Annotated in this window: 5 protein-coding genes; 4 read left to right on the top strand and 1 reads right to left on the bottom strand. The window is 65.4% G+C overall.

All coding sequences use genetic code 11. The annotated features are described in order from the left end of the window. The 4 genes from EN943_RS34480 to EN943_RS34465 form a co-directional block, all read left to right on the top strand. Positions 1-1037: efflux RND transporter permease subunit (locus tag EN943_RS34480; RefSeq protein ID WP_206522866.1), on the top strand; the 1037-nt coding region annotated here is incomplete at its 5' end. Between the two features lie 12 nt (positions 1038-1049). Further along, positions 1050-2537: an efflux transporter outer membrane subunit gene (locus EN943_RS34475; protein WP_127416314.1), complete on the top strand. Its 1488-nt coding sequence runs from the start codon at positions 1050-1052 to the stop codon at positions 2535-2537. A gap of 153 nt (positions 2538-2690) precedes the next feature. After that, positions 2691-3773, top strand: coding sequence for a histidine kinase dimerization/phosphoacceptor domain -containing protein (locus tag EN943_RS34470; RefSeq protein WP_127416313.1), 1083 nt, complete (start codon positions 2691-2693; stop codon positions 3771-3773). A gap of 220 nt (positions 3774-3993) precedes the next feature. Beyond that, positions 3994-4875: a DMT family transporter gene (locus EN943_RS34465; RefSeq protein ID WP_127416312.1), complete on the top strand. Its 882-nt coding sequence runs from the start codon at positions 3994-3996 to the stop codon at positions 4873-4875. A gap of 91 nt (positions 4876-4966) precedes the next feature. Here EN943_RS34465 and EN943_RS34460 read toward each other — a convergent pair. After that, positions 4967-5558: autotransporter domain-containing protein (locus tag EN943_RS34460; RefSeq protein ID WP_127416311.1), on the bottom strand; the 592-nt coding region annotated here is incomplete at its 5' end.

Here is a 5558-nt window from a genome sequence, read left to right as displayed (position 1 = left end):
CCGGTCAGAGCAAGGTGCTCGCCAACACAAGGCCCAACGGCCAGGAGGACCAGCCGCAATTCTCGGTCGATATCGACCAGGAAAAGGCCAGCGCGCTGGGCGTCAGCCTGGCCGACATCAACAACACGCTTTCCACCGCCTGGGGCAGCGACTACGTCAACGACTTCATCGATCGCGGGCGGGTGAAACCGGTTTATCTGCAGTCGGACCCGAACTTCCGCATGCAGCCGGAAGACTTGGACAAATGGCAGGTCCGCAATGCCAGCGGCGCCATGGTGCCGTTCTCGGCCTTTGCCTCCAGCCACTGGACATTCGGTTCGCCCAGGCTGGAGCGCTACAATGGTTCGGCGGCGGTCGAGATCCAGGGCGCGGCGGCCGCGGGCGTCAGCTCGGGTGCCGCCATGGACGAGATCGACAAGCTTGTCGCGCAACTGCCCGCCGGCTATTCCCACGAATGGACCGGGCTGTCGCACCAGGAGAAGCTTTCCGGCAACCAGGCGCTGTCGCTCTATGCGATCTCGGCGCTGGTCGTGTTCCTGTGCCTGGCCGCGCTTTATGAGAGCTGGTCGATCCCGTTCGCGGTCATGCTGTCGGTGCCGATCGGCATCTTCGGCGCGCTGCTGGCGGCGAGCCTGTTCGGCCAGTCCAACGACGTCTATTTCAAGGTCGGCCTGCTGACCACGATCGGCCTTGCCGCCAAGAACGCCATCCTGATCGTCGAGTTCGCCATCGAGCGGCAGACCGCCGGGATGGGGCTCGTCGAGGCGACGCTGGAAGCGGCGCGACAACGGTTGCGGCCGATCCTGATGACGTCTCTGGCCTTCATCCTCGGCGTGCTGCCGCTGGCGATCGCCAGCGGTGCGGGCTCGGGCGCGCAGAACTCGGTCGGCATCGGCGTGATGGGCGGCATGATCGCGGCGACGGTGATCGGTGTCTTCCTGGTGCCGCTGTTGTTCGTCACGGTGCGGCGCATCTTCAAGGGCAGGGCGGCCAAACCAGATGCGGGCGAGACGCCGGTGACGGCCAACCAGCAATAAGGAAAACTTCACATGACAGGTTTGGAACGTGGCTCGGTGGCCGCGAGGCGGCTTCTTGCGCCTATGATTACCGCTGTCCTGCTCGCGGGATGCGTCGTCGGTCCGGATTATCAGACGCCCATATTGGCGATGCCTGCAAGCTGGAGCGGCCAGAAGCCGACAAAGCCTGCCCAGCCGGCGCAACTGTCGAAATGGTGGCAGCGGCTGCGCGATCCCGAGCTGAACACGCTTGTCGACGAAGCGGTTGCCGGTAATCTCGATGTCGCCACCGCCAAGGCAAAAATCCGCGAGGCGCGCGCCAGCTATCGCCAGAGTGCCGGCACATTGCTGCCTTCGGTCGACGGCTCCGGCTCGGCCACCCGCAACAAGTCGGCCGAGACCACATCAGGCTCTGACGCCACCTACAGCGAGTACCAAGCCGGCTTCGATGCAAGCTGGGAGCTCGACCTGTTCGGCGCCAACCGCAGGGGCGTCGAGGCCGCGCGCTACGGGCTGGACGCCTCGCAGGAGGAATTGCGCTCGACGCTTCTCACCCTGGTCGGCGATGTCGCTTCCTATTATACCCAGGCGCGCGGTTACCAGGCCCGCATCGCGCTCGCCCGGCGCTCGGCCGCATCGCAAAGGCAGACCGCCGAACTCACCCGCACCATGGCGCAGGCGGGCACGGCGACCGCCGCCGATGTCGCCAAGGCGATGGGGCAGGCAGCGAGCACCGAAGCCGCGGTGCCGACGTTGGAGGCGAGTTATGCCCAGGCCGTGCATCGTCTCGCGGTGCTGGCCGGCCGGCCGCCTGCCTCGCTCAGCGATCGCCTGAAGCGTGTCGCGCCGATCCCGACGCCGCGCCTGCCGATCCCGACCGGCATTCCCGCCGACATCCTGCTGTCGCGCCCCGATGTGCGCATGGCGGAACGGCAATACGCGCAATACACCGCCAAGATCGGTCAGGCCGAGGCGGCCCGCTATCCCTCGGTCAGCCTGACGGGAGACATCAGCACGGCGGCGCTCAAGCTCGGCGATCTAGGCAAGAATTCGTCGATCGGCTGGTCGTTCGGGCCGACGCTCAGCGTACCCTTGTTCAATGCCGGCCAGTTGCAGGCCGCTGTCGAGGTCGCCAAGGCCCAGCGCGATCAGTATTTCATCGCATACCGGTCTTCGGTGCTGACGGCGCTCGAGGATGTGGAGAATGCGCTCGTGCTGTTGTCGCAGGAGCGCATCAGGATCGGCAAGCTGGCCTCTTCCGCGAAATCCTATGGCAATGCCGCAAGCCTTGAAGGCACGCTCTACAAGGCCGGCGAGACAGGCCTTCTCGACGTGCTCGACGCCCAGCGCTCGCTCTATTCGGCCGAGGACTCGCTGCTGCAAGGCCGCGTCTTGCTGGCGACCAACTACATCGCGCTCAACAAGGCGCTCGGCGGCTGGGACGGCACGGTGGACAGCGGCAAGCCGGAGATCGTCGACGTCAAGACCGGTCCACGGCTGGCGTCGAAGCCGGCCGCGTGAGCGCTCCCAAGGCGTCGACTGCTTGCTTCGAGGCTGCTGCGCGACACCGCCCATCGCCGGTGCGGGGCGTGAAAATGCCGCCTCGTGCTTTGGCGATGGCGGGGCGATCGCATCGCTGTTATTGATGGTGACCACACAGCACAGGCGCCGCAGATGACATCCGATACACAGAAGGCCGAAGCGGTCGGGCAGTTGCTCGAAACGCCGGACCTTGCCAGCGCGCTCGAAAGCGAACAGTTCAAGAAATTCCTCGACCAGGTACCGATAGCCATTGCCGTCTCGGGCCTGGATTCGAAGGAGCGTGTCGTCTACGCCAATCCGGAATTCGAGAAACTGTCCGGCCTCAAGGCGGCGACGCTCGCTCGGCAACACTGGGCGGCGCTTTCCGGCACCGGCCTGCACAAGCAGAAGGACCGGCCGCTGGTCGAGGCCGTGGTCGAGGACACCGATTTCATCGGCACGTTCCGGCTGGAGCGGACAAAAGACCAGCCGGCGATCGTCGACGTCTATTCCAACGTCATCGAGGACGACAATGGCAAGGCCTGCTTCCGGCTGGTGGCGCTGGTCGACGTCTCGGCCCATGGCGAAACGGAGGATCCGCGATCGATCGACGAGCGTATCCGCGAGAAGGACACGCTGCTGCGCGAACTGCAGCACCGGGTGAAGAACAATCTGCAGATGATCACCGCGCTGATCCGGATGGAGACGCGCAACGCGGCCGAACCGGACCAGAAGCGTTTCGAGAGGCTGGCAGGTCGCGTCGATGCGTTGGCAATCCTCTACCAGACGCTGTCGGGGGACGATGGCAAGGATGAGGTCGACCTTGGCGTCTATCTCAGCCAGATCGCGTCGGCGGTGATGAACTCGCACGCGGTCGAGGGCATCCGCCTCGACATGAAGGTCGACACCTATCCGGTGTCGATCAATGTCGCCATGCCGACCGGGCTGGTGGTGAATGAACTTTTGACCAATGCGCTCAAACATGCCTTCCAGGGGCGCGAAGGCGGCACGATCACGCTGCACAGCATGGTTGACGGCGATGGCTGCCGCATCGTGATCGCCGATGACGGCATTGGCCTGCCGGACGGCGAGAGCTGGCCCAAGCGCGGCAAGCTCGGCGCGCTGATCGCTCGCTCGCTGACCGAGAATGCCAAGGCGGAGTTCGACGTGAAGTCGAGTGCCGGCGAGGGCACGCGGGTCACCATCGTCTTCAAGCGCTCGGCCGCCACCGCCTAAAGCGTATCGTTGTCGTTGCGCTCTCGCACCTACAGGATCATCTCCAGCTGTTCCTTATGCACTGCAGCAATGAACGCTTCGCGGCCTGGGAGGCTCATGGCGTGCCTACAGTCCGTGCCCCAGCAGCCAGTTGCCGCTGCCTCACGACAGGCCGGCTGGTTCGCCCTATCTCCATGCCGCCGGTCGGGTTTGGACCCGACTGTATGGAGGATGGGATCACGTGACATCGACGCCGATTGCCCGTCGCGAAGCGGCGCCCTTGCCGGTTGCGGCACTGATGGGCGCCATGGTGTCGATCCAGATCGGCGCCACCTTCGCCAAGGGCCTGTTCCCGCAGATCGGCGCGCAAGGCACGACGACGCTCAGGCTGGTCATCGGTGCGTTGATGCTGATCGCGGTGCTGCGGCCCTGGCAGATGCGGCCCTCGCGTGCCACTATGCCGTGGCTGGTCGCTTATGGGGTGACGCTCGCCGCGCTCAACCTCCTGTTCTACGCAGCGCTCGCCAGGATTCCGCTCGGCATCGCGGTGGCGCTGGAGTTTACCGGCCCGCTTCTGGTGGCGACCTTGAGCTCGCGGCGCGCCAGCGACTTTGCCTGGATCGCGCTGGCGGTGGCCGGCATCCTGCTGTTGTCGCCCCTCATTAATTCCCTCGCGCCGCTTGATCCGATCGGGGTGATGCTGGCGCTGGCCGCTGGAGGCTTCTGGGCGCTTTACATCGTGCTCGCCCAGAAGGCCGGCGCGGAACTTGGCACCCGCACCACTGCCTACGGCATGGCCATCGCCGCTGTGCTGGTGCTGCCCTTCGGCGTGGCGCAGGCAGGAACCGCGCTGCTGGCGCCGTCGATCCTGGTCAGCGCGCTGCTGGTCGGCCTGTTTTCCAGCGCGTTGCCGTTCTTCCTGGAGATGGTGGCGCTGACCCGTATGCCGGCGCGCATCTACGGCACGCTGACCTGCCTGGAGCCGGGGCTGGGCGCACTGGCCGGCTTCCTGTTCCTGCATGAAAGTCTGACCGCAACGCAATTGGCCGGGATCGCAGCCGTCGTTGTCGCCGCCTTCGGCACGGCGATTACCTCGAAGCCGCCGGTGCCGTCGCCAGAGTAGGGTAGGGCAGGCGCGGGGGATCGTGCCGTAAGGCAGCCGACGACCGCCGTTCGAGCGTTGCCCATGTTGGGCCGACACCCTTTGTTGCTGTTCAGAACTTGATGCCGAGATCGACCTTGGCGCCCTGATCGACCGTGCCGCCGCCGAACTGGCCGGAATAGGACAGGCCGAGCTTAGCGTTGGAAGCGAGGTTGAAGTCGAACCCAGCCTCGATGACGGCCGCATCCCTGGCAATCGGCACCCCGGCGATGGTGAAGGCGTCGCCGCCAGCGAAGGCGAAGGTCGAGGTCGGCGTGACGTCACCAAATGCATGGCGCCAGCCGAGCATGCCGCGCGCGGTGGCGTTGATGCCGCCGAGCGCAAAGTCGGTCGAGCCGCGCAGGCCGAGCGTGGTGAAAGTCGCGTCGGTGGACGTACCGGCGCTGGTCAATGCTGCATCGCCACCGTCTTCGGTGAAACCATCGGTATGGACGCTGACATAGGCGAGATTGGCGAAGGGCTCGAACTTGAATTGTCCGGCATTGGCCTTGTAGGCGAGTTCACCGAAGATTTGCGCAGTGCCGGCATCGTAGTCGGCCGACAGCCCATCCGTGAAGCCGTTGAAAGCAACCGATCGTTTGGTCGAGATGCTGCTCCAGGAGTAGGCGGCACCGGTGCGGAAAGCGATGGCGCCCCAATTGGTG

Origin of the sequence: Mesorhizobium sp. M7A.F.Ca.US.006.01.1.1 (assembly GCF_003997935.1) — a bacterium.
Lineage (GTDB): Bacteria > Pseudomonadota > Alphaproteobacteria > Rhizobiales > Rhizobiaceae > Mesorhizobium.
This window is presented reverse-complemented; position numbering and strand designations above follow the sequence as displayed.

What these genes read in the sequence shown, in the direction of transcription:
- EN943_RS34470 (WP_127416313.1), top strand. Translation starts at nt 2,691, where the DNA reads ATGACATCCGATACACAGAAGGCCGAAGCGGTCGGGCAGTTGCTCGAA.
- EN943_RS34475 (WP_127416314.1), top strand. Translation starts at nt 1,050, where the DNA reads ATGACAGGTTTGGAACGTGGCTCGGTGGCCGCGAGGCGGCTTCTTGCG.